The sequence below is a fragment of the Photorhabdus sp. P32 genome (assembly GCF_038085095.1).
Classification (GTDB): Bacteria; Pseudomonadota; Gammaproteobacteria; order Enterobacterales; family Enterobacteriaceae; genus Photorhabdus; species Photorhabdus luminescens.
In genome coordinates this window covers 1-15,208 of the sequence record NZ_JAZGJN010000192.1, presented here as the reverse complement: position 1 = coordinate 15,208, position 15,208 = coordinate 1, and the positions used below count along the sequence as shown (strand labels likewise).

Sequence of the window (15,208 nt, the reverse complement as noted above, 5' to 3'; positions counted from 1 at the left end):
TTGAAAGATGAAGGGTATATAGGTGTTTACTGGTTTAGAGCCTTTCCGTATATACGTCATATCGTTCAATATTTCAGTCAAAAGCGGTCGATTATTCTGATTTTGTCTATTCATATAACGGCTTGGGATAATTGCTGATTAAAATTATCAATAATAATGCTATAAATTTTTTAAAGTTTACTGCATAGATAGTTAAATAAATAGATAATTAATCAGTAAGAAAATACCACAAAGAAATTAGCGGCACTTTTTTCGCCTTAAATAGTTATGTTATATAAAACAATCGCTTATTTGTTTTATGTTATTTTTATCACGTTTATATTAAAAAAATATGTTAATTGCTTTTTACATAATTAACTTTAATGTTACGTTTATGTGAAAGGGATTTTAGTTGTTAATTTGTATGACCAAGGTCGGTCTGTTGTTTTCAGGTTTTATTGACTTGTATTTAATAAAATAAAAAGATTTTTATATCTAAGTCCTGAATTTATGGAGAAATATATGTCTTTAAAGAAGAAAATTTCATACTCGGAAGACGTTAGCGGTTCAGCAAAAGCAAATGAGTTGCTGAAATGGTTACAGGCTTATATACCAGGTAAGGATTCTAATATTGTCGTTGAGCATGAGCCTAGTAAAGATGCTGCTAAAGAATTAATCCGGGGTGATTATCGTTGGGGGAATCAGGATGACGATAAATCTAAAGCTTTCCAATTAAAGTATACTTTCCTGGAAAGTAAGCCAGATGATATGCCGTGGCATATTTCTGAATTTTCAGCATTTAATGAAGCACAAAGAGCATCTGCAAAACTATCAATACAATCTTGGGCTGATGTTGCTAATATCGATTTCGTTGAAACCACTGATGTTAAAGAAGCGAATATCACCTTTGGGTTCTTTGATGTTAGCTTGACGGGGAGTTACGCGTTTGCTTATCTGCCAAGGCCGGAGAAGACACAGTTAGGCACTTGGTATAACGCAAAAAGCCGTACTTTCTCTAATAATGATATCGATGTAAACGGTTATGGCCGTCAAACGTTTACTCATGAAATTGGTCATACTCTGGGGTTGCAACATCCGGCTGATTATAATGCGTCTGATAAGGTAAGTCCGACTTATAAGAACAGCGCTACTTATTTTGAAGATAGCCGTGCTTATACCGTCATGAGTTATTTCAGTGAGAAAAATACTGGTCAGGATTTTAAAGGTATTTATTCTTCCGCACCATTACTTAACGATATTTCTGCCATTCAAGCGGTATACGGCGCTAATAATACCATCCGTGCTGATGACACAGTATATGGTTTTAATTCCAACACCGATCGTGACTTCTATACCGCAAAAGATGAGAACAGCAAGCTGTTGTTCACTGCTTGGGATACAGGCGGCAATGATACGTTTGATTTCTCTGGTTTTACTCAGGATCAACGTATCAATCTGAATGAAGCTTCTTTCTCCGATGTCGGTGGACTAAAAGGAAACGTCTCTATTGCTCGTGGCGTCACGATTGAAAATGCGATTGGCGGCAGCGGTAATGACGTTTTGATCGGGAATGATGCTGCCAATACTCTGAAAGGCGGGGCTGGTGATGACATCATTTACGGTGGCTTGGGGGCAGATAATCTTTGGGGTGGGGAAGGCAACGATACATTTGTCTACCTGAGCGCCAAGGAATCGCCTCCTCTTGAGCGTGATTGGATACATGACTTTGTTTCCGGTAAAGACAAGATTGATGTGTCACTGTTCGATCTGGGTGAAGCCGGGAAGGGGGGAGTTAAATTTGTAGAGGAATTTACCGGTGCAGTCGGAGAAGCTGTGCTTCGTTATAACACGGTTGATAAGGTGAATGATTTCGCCATTAATTTGGGCGGTAAATTTTCCTACGATGATTTTTGGGTGAAGATTGTCGGAGAGCCGATATTAGAGTCTGATTTCATTCTTGCATAACACAACAACACAACCGCATCTGATTTGGATGCGGTTATTCGTTTGGAGGCGGCATGGTTTTTGCAGCTTGGTATCTGAAATTTGCATTCTTTGTTGCTCTTACATTCAGCATTATCGGAGGAAGTATGGCAAGTAGTCTTGCTCTCCCACATGCCAGTGAATTGAAAGGCGTGTGGCGACTGTCGGATAAACATCAACAATGTGATGTGTCATTGACTGACCAACCCTTACCAGAGGGATCAATTTGGTCACTTAACGGTGATAACGATTGTTTGGCGTATATGTTTGGCGAAGTGCCTGCCGGTTGGCGGCCGACTCCAGATGGCCTGACAATTACTGATGAACAGGGAAGTGCTTTGGCTTTCTTTGCTCATGAGCCAGATGGTTGGTTTGCCCGCTTTGCCGATGGTCGGGAATTAATGATGAAATTTAATAAGACTAATCAGAAAAATGAATAAGGAAGAACACATTAACATCGGATAGTTATATTTTTAAAAAAATAAAAATAAGGAAATAGTGTGAAATTACTGCTCCCGAAGGATGAAATTACTGATGTCATTCGTGCTCGTAGCCGGGTATTTTGGGCTATCGGGTTATTCACTGCCTTTATTAACCTGCTGATGTTAGTTCCATCTGTTTATATGTTGCAGGTTTATGACAGAGTATTACCGTCGGGTAATGAAATCACTTTGCTGATGTTGACTCTGATTACTCTCGGCATGTTTACCATGATGGGAATGCTGGAATATATCCGTAGCATGATTGTCATCCGCATTGGCAGCCAGCTTGATATGAAGCTGAATAACCGGGTTTATACCGCATCTTATGAATCCAATCTGAAAAATGGCACTACGGATGCTGGTCAGATGCTCAATGACTTGGCAAATATTCGTCAGTTTCTGACGGGTAACGCTTTGTTTGCCTTCTTTGATGCCCCTTGGTTTCCAATCTATCTGCTGGTCATTTTTCTTTTTAACCCTTGGCTTGGTCTGTTGTCACTAGGAGGAGCACTGGTATTGATTGCCTTGGCTGTGCTGAATCAGTGGCTATCAAGTCAGCCGTTATCCGAAGCCAGTAAACTTTCTCTACGTTCAGCGAGTCTTGCCAGCACCAATTTACGTAATGCCGAAGTCATCGAGGCGTTAGGTATGTTGCCAGTGCTACGCCGGAGATGGTTTGGATTACATGAGCGTTTTCTGGATTTCCAGCGCATTGCCAGTGAACGGGCTTCAGTGATTAATTCAGTCACTAAAACAGTGCGTTTGGCCTTGCAGTCACTGATCCTGGGATTAGGAGGCTGGTTAGCAATTGATGGGCATATTACGCCGGGTATGATGATTGCGGCTTCAATTTTGATGGGACGTGCGCTTTCACCGATTGAACAACTGATTCAAGCCTGGAAAGGCTGGAGTGGCGCGCGTTTGTCATGGCAGAGGTTAACAAATTTGTTGGAACAACAACCGGAACGCAAACCCGGCATGTCATTGCCAGCGCCAAAAGGCAATTTGTCCGTGGATAAAGTTTCCGCAGCGCCTCCGGGAAGAAACAGTAAGGTTGTATTAGAGGATGTGAGTTTTTCGTTGGATGCCGGTGATGTGATGGGCTTAATTGGCCCCAGTGCGTCCGGAAAATCGACGCTTGCTCGGTTGCTGGTCGGAATATGGCCTGCACAAGAAGGCGTTGTTCGTTTAGATAATGCAGATATTTATCAATGGAATAAAGATGAATTGGGCTCCTCAATCGGCTATTTGCCGCAAGATATTGAACTATTTGGGGGCACCATTGCTGAAAATATTGCTCGTTTTAATGAAGTGGAGCCGGAAAAGGTGGTGCAAGCGGCAAGGAAAGCGGGCGTTCATGAACTGATATTGGCCCTTGATAAGGGTTATGACACCGTAATTGGCGCCGGAGGCGTGGGGTTATCTGGCGGTCAGAAACAGCGAATTGGCCTTGCTCGTGCGCTATATGATGAACCGTCATTGGTGGTGTTGGATGAACCTAATTCCAGCTTGGATGAGGCAGGGGAAAGAGCACTGAATGAGGCGATTTCTCAGCTAAAAGCGCAAGGAAAAACAGTGATTGTGATTACTCATCGCACCTCATTGTTATCACAGACAAACAAAATATTGCTGCTGGTTCAGGGGAAAATGAAGATGTTCGGCTCGTCTCAGCAGGTGATGGCCGCTTTATCGCAAAGAAATAATAGTCAGGAACATTCTGCAACCAAAGTAGTCGCGCAGGCATCGTAGCTAGCATAGGTAAATGTGCATTTAATTATAATAATATCAAATAGCTGAGACGGAGATTTCTGTCCGGGAGTGGATATGTCTGATCAGGTTACGCCGGTAAGAGATAAAAAAGGACTGTTGCCTTTGGAAGAAAGGCGTTTTTTGAGACTAGGATGGTTAGTGATTGGTGTGGGGATCTTGGGGTTTCTCATTTGGGCCGCGTTCGCACCGTTGGATAAAGGCGTTGCATCTTCCGGTGTGGTGGTTGTGGATGGCAATCGTAAAACAGTTCAGGCCCCGGCAAGCGGTATTATCAGCCAGATTAAGGTTGTTGAAGGAGAAACAATAAAAGCGGGTCAGACACTCGTCCAGCTCAGTCAGGTGCAGGCAAAGGCGCAGGTCGACGCACTTCAGGATCAACTGTATACCACGCTGGCGACGGAAGCCCGTTTATTGGCCGAGCAGCATGGCGATGAAGCGTTAATTTTCCCCGATATATTACAGCAATTACAATCTGAACCGCGGGTGCATGAGATTATCGAACTGCAAAAACAACTTTTTGTATCACGCCGTGAGGTGCTGAGAAGCGATTTGCAAGGGCTTGAGCAGTCTGTCGAAGGCATAGATTTTCAAATTAAAGGGCTGAAATCTTCTCTTATCAGTAAGCGTATGCAGCAGGCGGCGCTTAAAGAACAGATAACTAATCTGAAATCTTTAGCGGATGAGGGTTATTTTCCGCGTAATCGTTATTTGGAACTTTTGCGTGAACAGGCTGAACTCAATAGCAGCGTAGCGGAAATGGCAGGACGAGCAGGTCAGCTTGAAAAACAGTTACAGGAAACACAGCAGCGCATTATTCAGCGCAAAGCAGACTATCAGCGGGAAGTGCGCACGCAATTAGCGGAGGTTCAGGTCTCTGCCAGTGAATATAGAAATAAGCTGGATACGGCACAGTTTGAACTGACTCATACCTCAATTGTTGCGCCGGTTGACGGCACGGTTGTGGGATTAAATATTTTTACCCAAGGTGGCGTTGTTGCTCCCGGCGAAAAATTGATGGAAATTCTGCCGAACCAGATGGCGCTTGAAGTGGAAACGCGTGTTGCAGTTAATTTGGCGGATAAGATTAGCAAAGGGTTAGATGTGGATCTGATGTTCACTGCTTTTAACCAAAATCGGACGCCAAAAGTTGAAGGCAAAGTTGCTGTAATTTCCGCGGATAGGTTGGTCGATCCAGTCACCAGCCAACCTTATTATCAGATGAGAGTAGTTGTTTCCCCTAAGGGGATGGAAAAACTAAAAGGGTTGGATATCAGACCTGGGATGCCGGTTGAAGTCTTTGTTAAAACGGGTTCCCGTTCTTTGTTAAGTTATCTGTTTAAGCCATTGTGGGATCGGGCTTCAACATCGTTGATAGAGGAGTGATTATGAAACTAAATAATGCTTCTTTATCAATTGGTTTGCTGATTCTTTTCAGCGTCAGTCTGTTCTCTTTTCCTGTATCGGCATTGAGTTTGACTGAGGCTTATGCGCTGGCGTTAGAAAATGATCCTACTTTTCTCTCTGCCGTGAAAGAGCGGGAAGGCGGTGAAGAGTATGAAAAGCTCGGCAGGGCAGAGTTGTTACCTAAGGTCATAATGTCTTATCAGAATTCACCGCGGAATTGGCAACATATGGAGTCTGTTGGGTATGATATCTGGGGCAGGAAGACAACTAGCAGCCGGGATCGTCAATATAGCAGTTATAATGCGGCTGTTGTGTTGACTCAGCCGTTGATCGATTTTGAAATATGGGCTCGTTATAAAGCCAGCCAGGCTCACACTTTGATGAGCAATGAGCGTTTTCGGGCAAGTTTTCAGCAATTGGCTGTGCGGGTTGTGAATGCTTATGTGGATGTGGCTTATGCACAGGATCAGATCGATTTAGTTATACGGCAGAAAATGGCTTATGAAAAGCAACTGGAACTGAATAAGAAATTGTTTAGTTCTGGCGAAGGGACACGTACTGATGTGGTGGAAACGCAATCCCGTTACAGTCAGGCGATTGCCGATGAGATAGCAGCCAAAGACGATTTGGATGCGGCAATCCGAAGTTTACAGCTAATTGTGGGCGCTCCTCTTCCTGTTGATTTGCCTGTGCAACGGCTGTCAGATAAAAAGCGTTTCCGTATATTGAGGTTGTCGCCTGAGCGTTATGAGCAGTGGGAAAAATTGGCATTGGCTAACAACCCGGTTTTGGCGGCTTCTCGTCAGGAAGTGCAAGCTGCGTACCATGAAGTACAGCGTAATCGGGCGGGTTATTTACCTAGACTGGAACTCTACGCTTCCCATTCTGAAAACGAATCCAGTAGCGATAATACCATAGATCAAAAATATCGAACCGATACCATTGGCTTACGGATGAGTATGAATATCTATAATGGTGGTGCTACGTCTGCCTCTGTACGTCAGGCGGCAGCCAACTATGGCAGGACTAAATATGATCTTGATGCTCAGGCTGGAGAAATCCTCAATGCATTACGCCGCAATTATAATCAGTACCTGAATAGTGAAAAACGGATCAGTGCCTATGAAATGGCGGTCGAATCAGCTAGCTTGCAGGTAGACGCGACCAGTAAAAGTGTTGCGCTTGGGCAGCGGGTTAATGTGGATGTCTTGAATGCTGAACAGCAGTTATATACTGCCCGACGTGATCTCTCACAAGCAAAATACAATTATATTAAATCTTGGGTCGGCCTGCTTAGTGAGGCCGGAGAATTAAAAGGCGAACATCTGGATAAGATAGCGAAGTATTTTCGTTAAGTTGCTGTTGTCAGCCGGAGTTGTTGCAGATTACCGTTTAAAGCCAGATCGGTACGTAATGATGCAATTTCCCGGCTGATAAACGCCATTTCTTTGTTGGATTCTAGTTTATTGCGCCATTTTTCGGGTTGTTGGTCGAGGTTCTGGAATAGATTATCCAGTGTGCCGGCTTGTTGCAGTAAAGTGGCAGCGGTTTTCGGCCCGATCCCCTGAATCCCCGGAATTTTACTGCTACTGATCCCGGCCAGGCCCCAGTAATCAGGCAGTTGTTCTGGTAAAACGCCGAACTCTTGTTGAACAAATGGCATATCTAGCCAGCGTTTTTGAAAGTAGTCACGGATACGGATATTGGGTGAAAGTAACTGGCAATACCCTTTATCAGTAGAAACAATAGTCACGTTGTGACCAGCAGAAGTCACTTTTACGGCCAATGTCGCTGCTAGATCGTCAGCTTCATGCCCTTTTGCGTGCCAGCAGGCGACTCCTTGTTGCTCAAATGACGCTCTGATTTGCGGCATTTCTTGTTGTAGATTGTCTGGCATGGGCGAACGGCCGGCTTTGTAGTCAGGTAGTATTTGGTGACGCCAACTGTGACTGCGATTCTCTTCGTCGAATACAGCGACGGCATGAGTGGGATGAGTATGTTGGATAAGCTGCCTTAGCGCATGTTCACAAGCAGGAATGCATGGGCTGCCTTGCACAGCATGGATGCGTCGGATAAGGTTAAGGGCATCAATAATAAGCAGGTGTATCATATGGGTCACTTAAATAGCATAGTGCTCCATCCGTGGAGCATGAATATTTTTTCAGGTAATTTTACTTGATGATTTCGTAGCAAGGCTCGTAAGCGGTGCCTCCCGGTAGTTTCATTCGATGTTGTTCCACAAAGTCTTGCAGTAGCTTATCCATATGGCGCATTATTTTAACGTCCCCGTGGATTTTGAATGGACCTTGTTTTTCAATTGCTTGAATACCCACCTCTTTCACATTACCTGCAACAATCCCGGAAAAAGCCCGGCGCAGCGACGCTGCTAGTTTTTCAGGTGGTTGATCAGGATGGAGATTAAGATCAGCCATGTTTTCATGGGAGGGTTCAAACGGCTGTTGCAAATCATAATTGATCTTCATTGACCAATTAAAACTGTATGCATCACCGGTACTGTGACGGCTATCTCTCACTAATGGCATCGCTTCTTTCATTATTCTGGCAACTTCAGGCGCATTATCAATAATGATGTGATAGTAGCGTCGCATATCTTCACCCAATGTGTGAACAATAAATTCGTCCAGAACTTGGAAATAGTCCTCACTCTCCTTTGGCCCGGTAAGAATTAATGGCAGTACTTGCTCCTGATTTTCTGGATTCATCAGAATACCTAGCAAATAAAGTAATTCTTCCGCTGTACCGACACCTCCTGGGAAAATAACGATACCATGAGCAATACGAACAAAAGCTTCCAGACGTTTTTCGATGTCTGGCATGATAATCAGCTCATTCACTAATGGATTTGGGGGTTCAGCCGCAATGATTGATGGTTCGGTGATACCAATAAAACGGCTATTTTTATAATTCTGTTGCGCATGGCCGACAGCCGCACCTTTCATCGGCGCTTCCATTGCTCCGGGGCCACAGCCAGTACAGATATTCAGTCCACGTAACCCAAGCTGATTACCGACTTTACGGCCATACTGATACTCTGGCTTACTAATTGAGTGGCCTCCCCAACAGACGATCATGTTGAGATCGTCATCGGTATGCAGCGCTCTGGCATGGCGCAGAATAGAGAATATTCTGTTGGTGATATGTGCGCTATTCTCTGAATCGGAATAATCCTGTTGTTCTGGATCGGTAATCTGTGTATGGACAAACAAGATATCCCGCAGAACTGCGAATAGGTTAGCTTGTAGTGAGTGAATAATTTTGCCATCAACGAATGCGTCTTCTGGTGGCTCCACCAGTTCCAGTTTTACTCCACGCTCACGGCGCAGTACGTTAATCTCAAAATCGGTGTATTTAGAGAGCAGCTCTTTACTATTATCGGTTTGGCTACCTGAATTGAGTACGGCCAGTGAGCAATTACGGAACAGGCGATACAGATCACTTTTTGCGGTACTCTTTAGCATATCTACTTCAAGTTGAGATAATAAATCCATCGAGCCAAGTGGGTTGATATGTGTGATCAAGAATGACTCCTTGTATACCGTGTATGGATTACATATCAATATCACTAAACTGAGTGTATTACATACCCTATTTCGGCTTATTTTTCAAAAATTGCGCTTAGAAAAACAGATTTAAAGCAGATTTATTGACGCGCCAGTCTGCCTGTTTCTGGAATAAAGCTAGCGCTATTTGTGCGCCACGGGTTGATATCTAATCCCCCGCGACGGGTATAACGAGCGTAGACTGAGAGCTTTTCTGGCGCACATAACTGTTGTAAATCGTTGAAGATACGCTCAACACATTGCTCGTGAAACTCATTGTGATGCCGGAATGATATCAAGTAACGTAACAGTGCTTCCCGATTGATTTTTGACCCTTGGTAGTGAATCTGGACAGATCCCCAGTCAGGTTGATGGGTGATCAGGCAATTAGATTTCAGCAGATGGCTAACCAAAACTTCTTCTACCAGCGGGCCTTGTGCCGCACCTTGCAGATAATGACGATTAAAATCATATTCAGTCACTTCAATGTCCTGATCGTCAATACATTCACCTGTAAAAGCAGAGATTGGCTGGTTATTGAAATGATCTAAATGATGAAGCGTCACTTCCACCTCGCCTTCAGCACAAGCGGCCAGATCGCGTTGTAGTGTTTCTTCAACGACTTGCCAGCTTTCAAAACGAGTCTGGTTAAAGCTGTTCAGATAGAGCTTAAAGCTTTTAGATTCAATCAAGTTTTTACTTGTTGCATTTAAACTGACATGCCCGACAGCAACTTGTGGCAAACCGCGGCTATTCAGCCATGACAGTTCATATAGCGTCCAGATATCAGCGCCGTGAAACGGCAAATTATCCGGGAAAATTTCCATCGGTTCACGGTTCATATTGCGGGGTACAGCTTGCAATAAGCTGGCATCATATTGGTCACGATATAAAGTGGTCTTACCCAGTGTAAGTTGCTCAAGAGCTTGGTGATCCCGATATAACGACATGTTATTCCTCAAAATCTGATAGTAGTGATGGCTTAAGTTTAGCAAGTTAGCGCGTCTGTCTGAATTTTATTTGTTCGCTCAGTTTACTATCTTTGGTTTACTATAAAATTGCTAAGTACACCCTAACAGTTACCGGTTGAAAATAATATGATTTCTAATGTTACAGAAGCGTTGTCTAATTTTACCCGTTGTTATATCGATTTGTGGCAGAAGGAAACTGGAGCTCCTCCTGCCAGCCGTGAACTTTATGGTGTACCATCACCTTGTATTACCCAGACTGGCGACAACATAGTTTATTGGCTTCCACAGCCTTTTCCTTTAGAGGATAAGCTGAATAGCGTCGAAGTTGCACTGGATATTCAATTACAACCGGCAATTCATGATTTTTATACATCACAATTGGCCGGTGATATGACGGTAACGTTTGAAGGTCAACGGCTTAGTTTGATTCAGGTCTGGAGTGAAGATGACTTTATCCGTTTACAGGAAAACCTGATAGGACATTTGGTGACGCAGAAGCGGCTGAAACTGCCGCCAACGGCATTTATTGCGACGATGGAATCAGATGATATGGGTATCATTTCTCTGTGTAATTTGACCGGTGAAGTGATGTTGGAGCAATTTGGCAGCCATAAACGAACGCGGTTATTTACCGACTTAATTGGGTTTCTTGGTGCAATTAAACCTGTCTTTATTTGTTAGGCCCGGATTTTTAACGTTGCATTTGTAAGATATCTCTTACACTTCATGTAAGAGATATCATTGTTTACTTTTGTGAGTTTCACGTTAGTTTATTATTTTCATTTTATTTCAATAGGCTATAAATAATCACAGATTTTATTCCCTCTCCTCACTTACTGGTTCCAGTATGTGTAGCTTGTTTCATCGAACGAATTAATTCATGCTGTCCTCAGCAGGAAAGGAATCATTGCGCACAATTTCTCAAGGATAGATAAGTGATGATGGTCAGGATGACGCAATGCATAACAGGATCGTATGCAACATAAATAAAATGATGGGAAAGGGATAACCAACTAGGGACAATTTTTCAAGGAGTGAGCAGGGAGCATATTATTAGCGGGACTGCTATAAAATCAACTTAAGGGGAGCGCTTGTTCGCTCCCTTCTCTTATTTGGCGGAGTAAGCAAATTTTCAGCTTAAGGGGTATCGATGGTATTCTTGCGAACTTGGTTGTTTTGAATAAAAACTGAGTCAGACTGAAAATATGAGTACTGCAAAACAAATTCTGCATAAATTACAGTTAATTGAAGAAGCCATGAGGGCAATTGACTTGTGGCAGAGTCATCCGCCTAGACCGGAAGCTTTCGAAAGTGTTGAGCCATTTTCCATTGATACGATGTTAGCCGAAGAGTGGTTGCAGTGGGTATTAATTCCGAGAATGTATGCATTGTTGGAGCAGGGATTGGCGTTGCCTACAGCATTTGCTATCGCGCCTTACTTTGAGGAGTCTTATAAAGAAGATACTACCGGGCATTACCAGCAACTGCTTGAACATCTTCGTGCGTTGGATCGCTTATTTATGCAGGATAATGCCTGATATGTTGGAAATATTATATCAGGATGATCATATTGTGGCGGTTAACAAGCCTGCGGGATGGCTGGTTCATCGTAGCTGGTTGGCGCGTCATGAAACGGTCTTTGTTATGCAAACATTGCGTGATCAGATTGGTCAACATGTTTTCCCGGTACACCGTCTGGATAGGCCAACGTCAGGCGTATTGCTGATGGCGCTTTCTAGCGATGTTGCCCGTCAGCTTTCCCAACAGTTTGAACATCATCAGTTACAAAAAACTTATCATGCTGTTGTGCGCGGTTATGTGTTGGAATCAGCGATTGTTGATTACGCTCTGGTTGAGGAACTGGATAAGATCGCGGATAAATTTGCAGATGGCGATAAAGAGGCCCAGCCTTGTGTGACTTATTACCGACCACTGGCAACGGTAGAATGCCCGGTAGAGATAGGCCGTTATCCTACATCACGCTTTAGTTTGTTGGAATTGACACCGAAAACAGGCCGAAAACATCAATTGAGACGCCATATGGCACATATTCGTCACCCAATTATTGGTGATACGACACATGGCGATTTACGGCAAAACAGAGGAGTTACCATTCATTATCAAACCAGCCGGTTGATGCTTCATGCTAGTTGTCTTGAGTTGGATCACCCTGTTACGGGTGAGAAATTATCGCTTACGGCGAAATGGGATGCATCATGGCAGCATTTAATACAACAATTTGGCTGGCAAGGTATTATCCCCAATTTGGAATGTGATAGTAATTAGTACGAAGCGGACGGTAAGTGTCAAGAACCCAAGGCTGTTTGTCCACGAGTAAGCAAGAATAGTAGGCGCGCTTACTTGGTGGGAGTGGTATGAATTGAGAGATTCACATACTTTATCTGTTGGAGGCTGCGAGGGAGGTTTTCGCGGCCTACTCACCATTGCGTGTGTTGAGTTTTAGATGTATTGATGAACGAAGATGCTTGGTACCATCGTGGTGATGTTGCAAAAATTCTGGCTTGTATATGTCTAACCTTAAATATGCTTCGTGCGGAAACAACAAGAAAGTTAGTATTTGTCGCAAACGAAAAAAGATCAGCATGAATAACGTTTATACCCGTCATCTTTCAAGTTGCCTCTTTGTTGGTTGCGCTCACTCACCGCAGTCACATAGTTATCTATGCCCCCGGGGATTCGCTCCCTTGCCGTCGCGATGCATCTTGAAATCAAGAGGAATATCATTAAAAACCAATGATATAGAAAGTTTAATATTAAGATTAATGACAAAGGAGGAAGTTGATAATGTGGATGTCGTGATTTTAGGATGCACTCACTTTCCTAATATTAAAGATGAATTAAAGTATATTTTTAAAAATGTTAAGGAATGGGTGGCTCCTGCCTATGATGCCGTCAACTCCCTTTATCAGGTGATTAGCCAAATTAACTCTCAAAAGGGAATTCAGAAATTTTTATTCTTAACAGAACAAAGTAAGGCTGATAACTTTACTTTTCCATATACATATAGTGGTTTTTTATAAATATCTTCTAGGATAGTTAATTCGTGATAAATCAAAATATTGAAAGTTATAAATGGACAGTGTTATTTATAGCTACGATAACGCAGGCATGTGCATGTTTTTTTGTTCAAGGAATAGGTTCTATCGCTCCATTATTGCAGCAACAGATGTCGTTATCTGCATTCCAAATTGGGTTACTAGTATCGTCTGCCCAACTTGCACCATTATTTGGCTTACTAGTAGCTGGAGAATTACTTGATAGGTTTAATGAAAAGTACGTGGTAAGTATAGGTGTTTTCTTGGTTGGAATGACTCTATGTTTTACCCTATTTTTTGATAGCTATTATGCAATTCTCATACTCTTATTTATTCTTGGGATTGGATATAGCTCTGCGCAACCAGGTGGGGCCAAATCCGTTTCTAATTGGTTTCCGAAAAGTCAGTTAGGTTTTGCTATGGGGATTAGACAAGCAGGATTGCCCTTAGGAGGGGCTTTGGCAAGTTTAATTCTACCATTTTTGGCAATTCGTTTTAATTGGCATTTTGCTTTCTTTGCTAGTGGATGTATTGCTATTTTTGGGGCTGCACTTTTTTTTATATTTTATAAAGATAAAGATCCTAGAGCAAAGAAAATACGGCACATTAATATTATATCGACTATCAGAAATAAAATATTGATGGTCAAAGAACCTGCGATGTTTAATATTATGTTGTCTGGCGCTTGTTTAACAGCTATTCAATATAGTGTGGTTATTTATCTAATTTCTTATTTTTATGAAGAGCTAAAAATTTCTCCATCTATAGGTGCAACTTTATTATTCTCAGCTCTTATCTCTGGGGTTATAGGAAGAATAGCCTTAGCTGCTTGGAGTGACAGAACAAAAACAAATAGATATTTTCAAGTATTATGTTGTTTATTTTGTTCTTTAATTGGAATCGCTATTTTATTTTTTATTAAAACCGATAGTTATTATTTTTTATTCCCATTAATGATCTTACTTGGTTTCTTTGGGGTAGGTTGGTATGGCCCTTGGGTAGCTTATATAGCAGACACAGCCCCTAAAGATAGGATGGGATTTGCTTTGGGTTTGGCTATGACAGCTAACCAAGTCTCTGTGATTGTTATTGCGCCATTAGTAGGGATATTAAGAGATATTACAGGTAGTTATAACTTAAGTTGGATATTACTGATACTTTTTACTTTCTTTACTTTACTAAGTACTTACTTTAGAAATAAAAAGGTATTAGCAGGCTAATAGAGGGTATGATTATTGTATCTTTATTGCTTGTTATCAATAGTTGTATAAAAAGCACTTTAAGGTGCTTTTTATTCTCCATTAACAATAAGTATTTTAATATAATAATTACGCTAGCTTTATTGTTTTTTATAATTAGTAGTAAAGAGAAAAATAGTCGAGATAACTATTGATGAAATTAATAATATTGTAAATCCAGCAACGATTTCTTTAATATCAACACCTAAATAAATAGTATAAAAAAGAATGATCATAGTAATAAATACATAAATCCCTGATTGCATACCCAAAGTATAAAGAGAATTTTTTGAATATAACCCCAGATAAGAGAAAAAAACAGGTTGCATAATGATATTAGCTAAAAATACCATAATTGTAAATAATAAATAGAGTATGCCAGAATTTATCATAATGCCAAGTAAACAGAATCCGAGAGAGAATAATTGCATGATATTACCTACCATGATTCTTTTGGTTAAAAGTGCAGATTTGATGACTTTCATGATCCCAATTGCACAGGGGAACCATATAATCAATAATATGATATACATTTGAATCATATCAATATGTTCAAAGTATTTTTTTCGCATTGCTGGCATAATCATTAAGGATAGAAAAAAACAAACATTGATTATCACTAAACTGGAAAAAGCACTAAAAATAACTAATTTATTGGTTGTTTTCATAGAATCTTTAATGTCGTATTTTTGTTTTTTTAGATTATTGTTTTTAAAGTCAGTAAAATAGATAATTGAAGCAGTAGAATATACCCTATGGATTTCA

At 41.6% G+C, this 15,208-nt stretch carries 14 protein-coding genes and 1 pseudogene; 11 read left to right on the top strand and 4 right to left on the bottom strand.

Features of this window, described 5'->3' with window-relative positions; all coding sequences use genetic code 11:
* The first annotated feature begins 489 nt into the window (after positions 1 to 489).
* The 5 genes from prtA to V2H77_RS02850 all read left to right on the top strand — a co-directional run bounded on the left by prtA (position 490) and on the right by V2H77_RS02850 (position 6,973).
* On the top strand, positions 490 to 1,944 hold the full coding sequence (gene prtA, locus V2H77_RS02870) for a serralysin (RefSeq protein WP_265378666.1): 1,455 nt from the start codon (positions 490 to 492) through the stop codon (positions 1,942 to 1,944).
* 53 nt (positions 1,945 to 1,997) lie between these two features.
* On the top strand, positions 1,998 to 2,402 hold the full coding sequence (locus tag V2H77_RS02865) for a protease inhibitor Inh/omp19 family protein (protein WP_341497599.1): 405 nt from the start codon (positions 1,998 to 2,000) through the stop codon (positions 2,400 to 2,402).
* Between the two features lie 60 nt (positions 2,403 to 2,462).
* On the top strand, positions 2,463 to 4,193 hold the full coding sequence (locus V2H77_RS02860; RefSeq protein ID WP_341497598.1) for a type I secretion system permease/ATPase: 1,731 nt from the start codon (positions 2,463 to 2,465) through the stop codon (positions 4,191 to 4,193).
* Between the two features lie 75 nt (positions 4,194 to 4,268).
* On the top strand, positions 4,269 to 5,597 hold the full coding sequence (locus V2H77_RS02855) for an HlyD family type I secretion periplasmic adaptor subunit (RefSeq protein ID WP_265513837.1): 1,329 nt from the start codon (positions 4,269 to 4,271) through the stop codon (positions 5,595 to 5,597).
* A gap of 2 nt (positions 5,598 to 5,599) precedes the next feature.
* Positions 5,600 to 6,973: a TolC family outer membrane protein gene (locus V2H77_RS02850; RefSeq protein WP_341497597.1), complete on the top strand. Its 1,374-nt coding sequence runs from the start codon at positions 5,600 to 5,602 to the stop codon at positions 6,971 to 6,973.
* On the opposite strand, the gene xni is transcribed toward V2H77_RS02850, so the two are convergent.
* The 3 genes from xni to queF form a co-directional block, all read right to left on the bottom strand.
* Complete coding sequence (gene xni / locus V2H77_RS02845) at positions 6,970 to 7,728, bottom strand: flap endonuclease Xni (RefSeq protein ID WP_341497596.1); 759 nt, start codon at positions 7,726 to 7,728, stop codon at positions 6,970 to 6,972. The genes V2H77_RS02850 and xni overlap by 4 nt on opposite strands.
* A 61-nt stretch (positions 7,729 to 7,789) precedes the next feature.
* Positions 7,790 to 9,157: a nucleotide 5'-monophosphate nucleosidase PpnN gene (gene ppnN, locus V2H77_RS02840; RefSeq protein ID WP_341497595.1), complete on the bottom strand. Its 1,368-nt coding sequence runs from the start codon at positions 9,155 to 9,157 to the stop codon at positions 7,790 to 7,792.
* Positions 9,158 to 9,279: 122 nt separating this feature from the next.
* Positions 9,280 to 10,128, bottom strand: a complete 849-nt coding sequence (gene queF / locus V2H77_RS02835) for an NADPH-dependent 7-cyano-7-deazaguanine reductase QueF (RefSeq protein WP_341497594.1) — start codon at positions 10,126 to 10,128, stop codon at positions 9,280 to 9,282.
* Between the two features lie 147 nt (positions 10,129 to 10,275).
* On the opposite strand from queF, the gene syd reads away from it, so the two are divergent.
* From syd to V2H77_RS02805, 6 genes and pseudogenes are all read left to right on the top strand, one after another.
* Positions 10,276 to 10,830 (top strand): SecY-interacting protein, encoded by a 555-nt coding sequence (syd, locus tag V2H77_RS02830; protein WP_341497593.1) that lies wholly within the window; start codon positions 10,276 to 10,278, stop codon positions 10,828 to 10,830.
* A 524-nt stretch (positions 10,831 to 11,354) separates the two neighbouring features.
* Positions 11,355 to 11,687: a YqcC family protein gene (locus V2H77_RS02825; protein WP_341497592.1), complete on the top strand. Its 333-nt coding sequence runs from the start codon at positions 11,355 to 11,357 to the stop codon at positions 11,685 to 11,687.
* A gap of 1 nt (position 11,688) precedes the next feature.
* Complete coding sequence (gene truC, locus V2H77_RS02820) at positions 11,689 to 12,435, top strand: tRNA pseudouridine(65) synthase TruC (RefSeq protein WP_341497591.1); 747 nt, start codon at positions 11,689 to 11,691, stop codon at positions 12,433 to 12,435.
* A gap of 171 nt (positions 12,436 to 12,606) precedes the next feature.
* Positions 12,607 to 12,767 (top strand): annotated as a pseudogene (locus tag V2H77_RS02815) (ISAs1 family transposase); the annotation flags it as partial.
* Positions 12,768 to 12,956: 189 nt separating this feature from the next.
* A complete protein-coding gene (locus V2H77_RS02810) occupies positions 12,957 to 13,190 on the top strand; it encodes a hypothetical protein (RefSeq protein WP_341497600.1) in 234 nt (77 codons plus the stop codon).
* A 23-nt stretch (positions 13,191 to 13,213) separates the two neighbouring features.
* Entirely contained in the window at positions 13,214 to 14,425 is a 1,212-nt protein-coding gene (locus V2H77_RS02805; protein WP_341497590.1) for an MFS transporter, read from the top strand.
* A gap of 119 nt (positions 14,426 to 14,544) precedes the next feature.
* Here V2H77_RS02805 and V2H77_RS02800 read toward each other — a convergent pair.
* On the bottom strand, positions 14,545 to 15,208 hold a 664-nt coding region (locus V2H77_RS02800; RefSeq protein ID WP_341497589.1), incomplete at its 5' end, for a hypothetical protein.

Excerpts from the sequence above, each read along its gene's own strand:
- V2H77_RS02825 (WP_341497592.1), top strand. The coding sequence starts at position 11,355 with ATGAGTACTGCAAAACAAATTCTGCATAAATTACAGTTAATTGAAGAA.
- V2H77_RS02855 (WP_265513837.1), top strand. The coding sequence starts at position 4,269 with ATGTCTGATCAGGTTACGCCGGTAAGAGATAAAAAAGGACTGTTGCCT.
- syd (WP_341497593.1), top strand. The coding sequence starts at position 10,276 with ATGATTTCTAATGTTACAGAAGCGTTGTCTAATTTTACCCGTTGTTAT.
- queF (WP_341497594.1), bottom strand. The coding sequence starts at position 10,128 with ATGTCGTTATATCGGGATCACCAAGCTCTTGAGCAACTTACACTGGGT.
- xni (WP_341497596.1), bottom strand. The coding sequence starts at position 7,728 with ATGATACACCTGCTTATTATTGATGCCCTTAACCTTATCCGACGCATC.
- V2H77_RS02850 (WP_341497597.1), top strand. The coding sequence starts at position 5,600 with ATGAAACTAAATAATGCTTCTTTATCAATTGGTTTGCTGATTCTTTTC.
- truC (WP_341497591.1), top strand. The coding sequence starts at position 11,689 with ATGTTGGAAATATTATATCAGGATGATCATATTGTGGCGGTTAACAAG.
- prtA (WP_265378666.1), top strand. The coding sequence starts at position 490 with ATGGAGAAATATATGTCTTTAAAGAAGAAAATTTCATACTCGGAAGAC.
- V2H77_RS02865 (WP_341497599.1), top strand. The coding sequence starts at position 1,998 with ATGGTTTTTGCAGCTTGGTATCTGAAATTTGCATTCTTTGTTGCTCTT.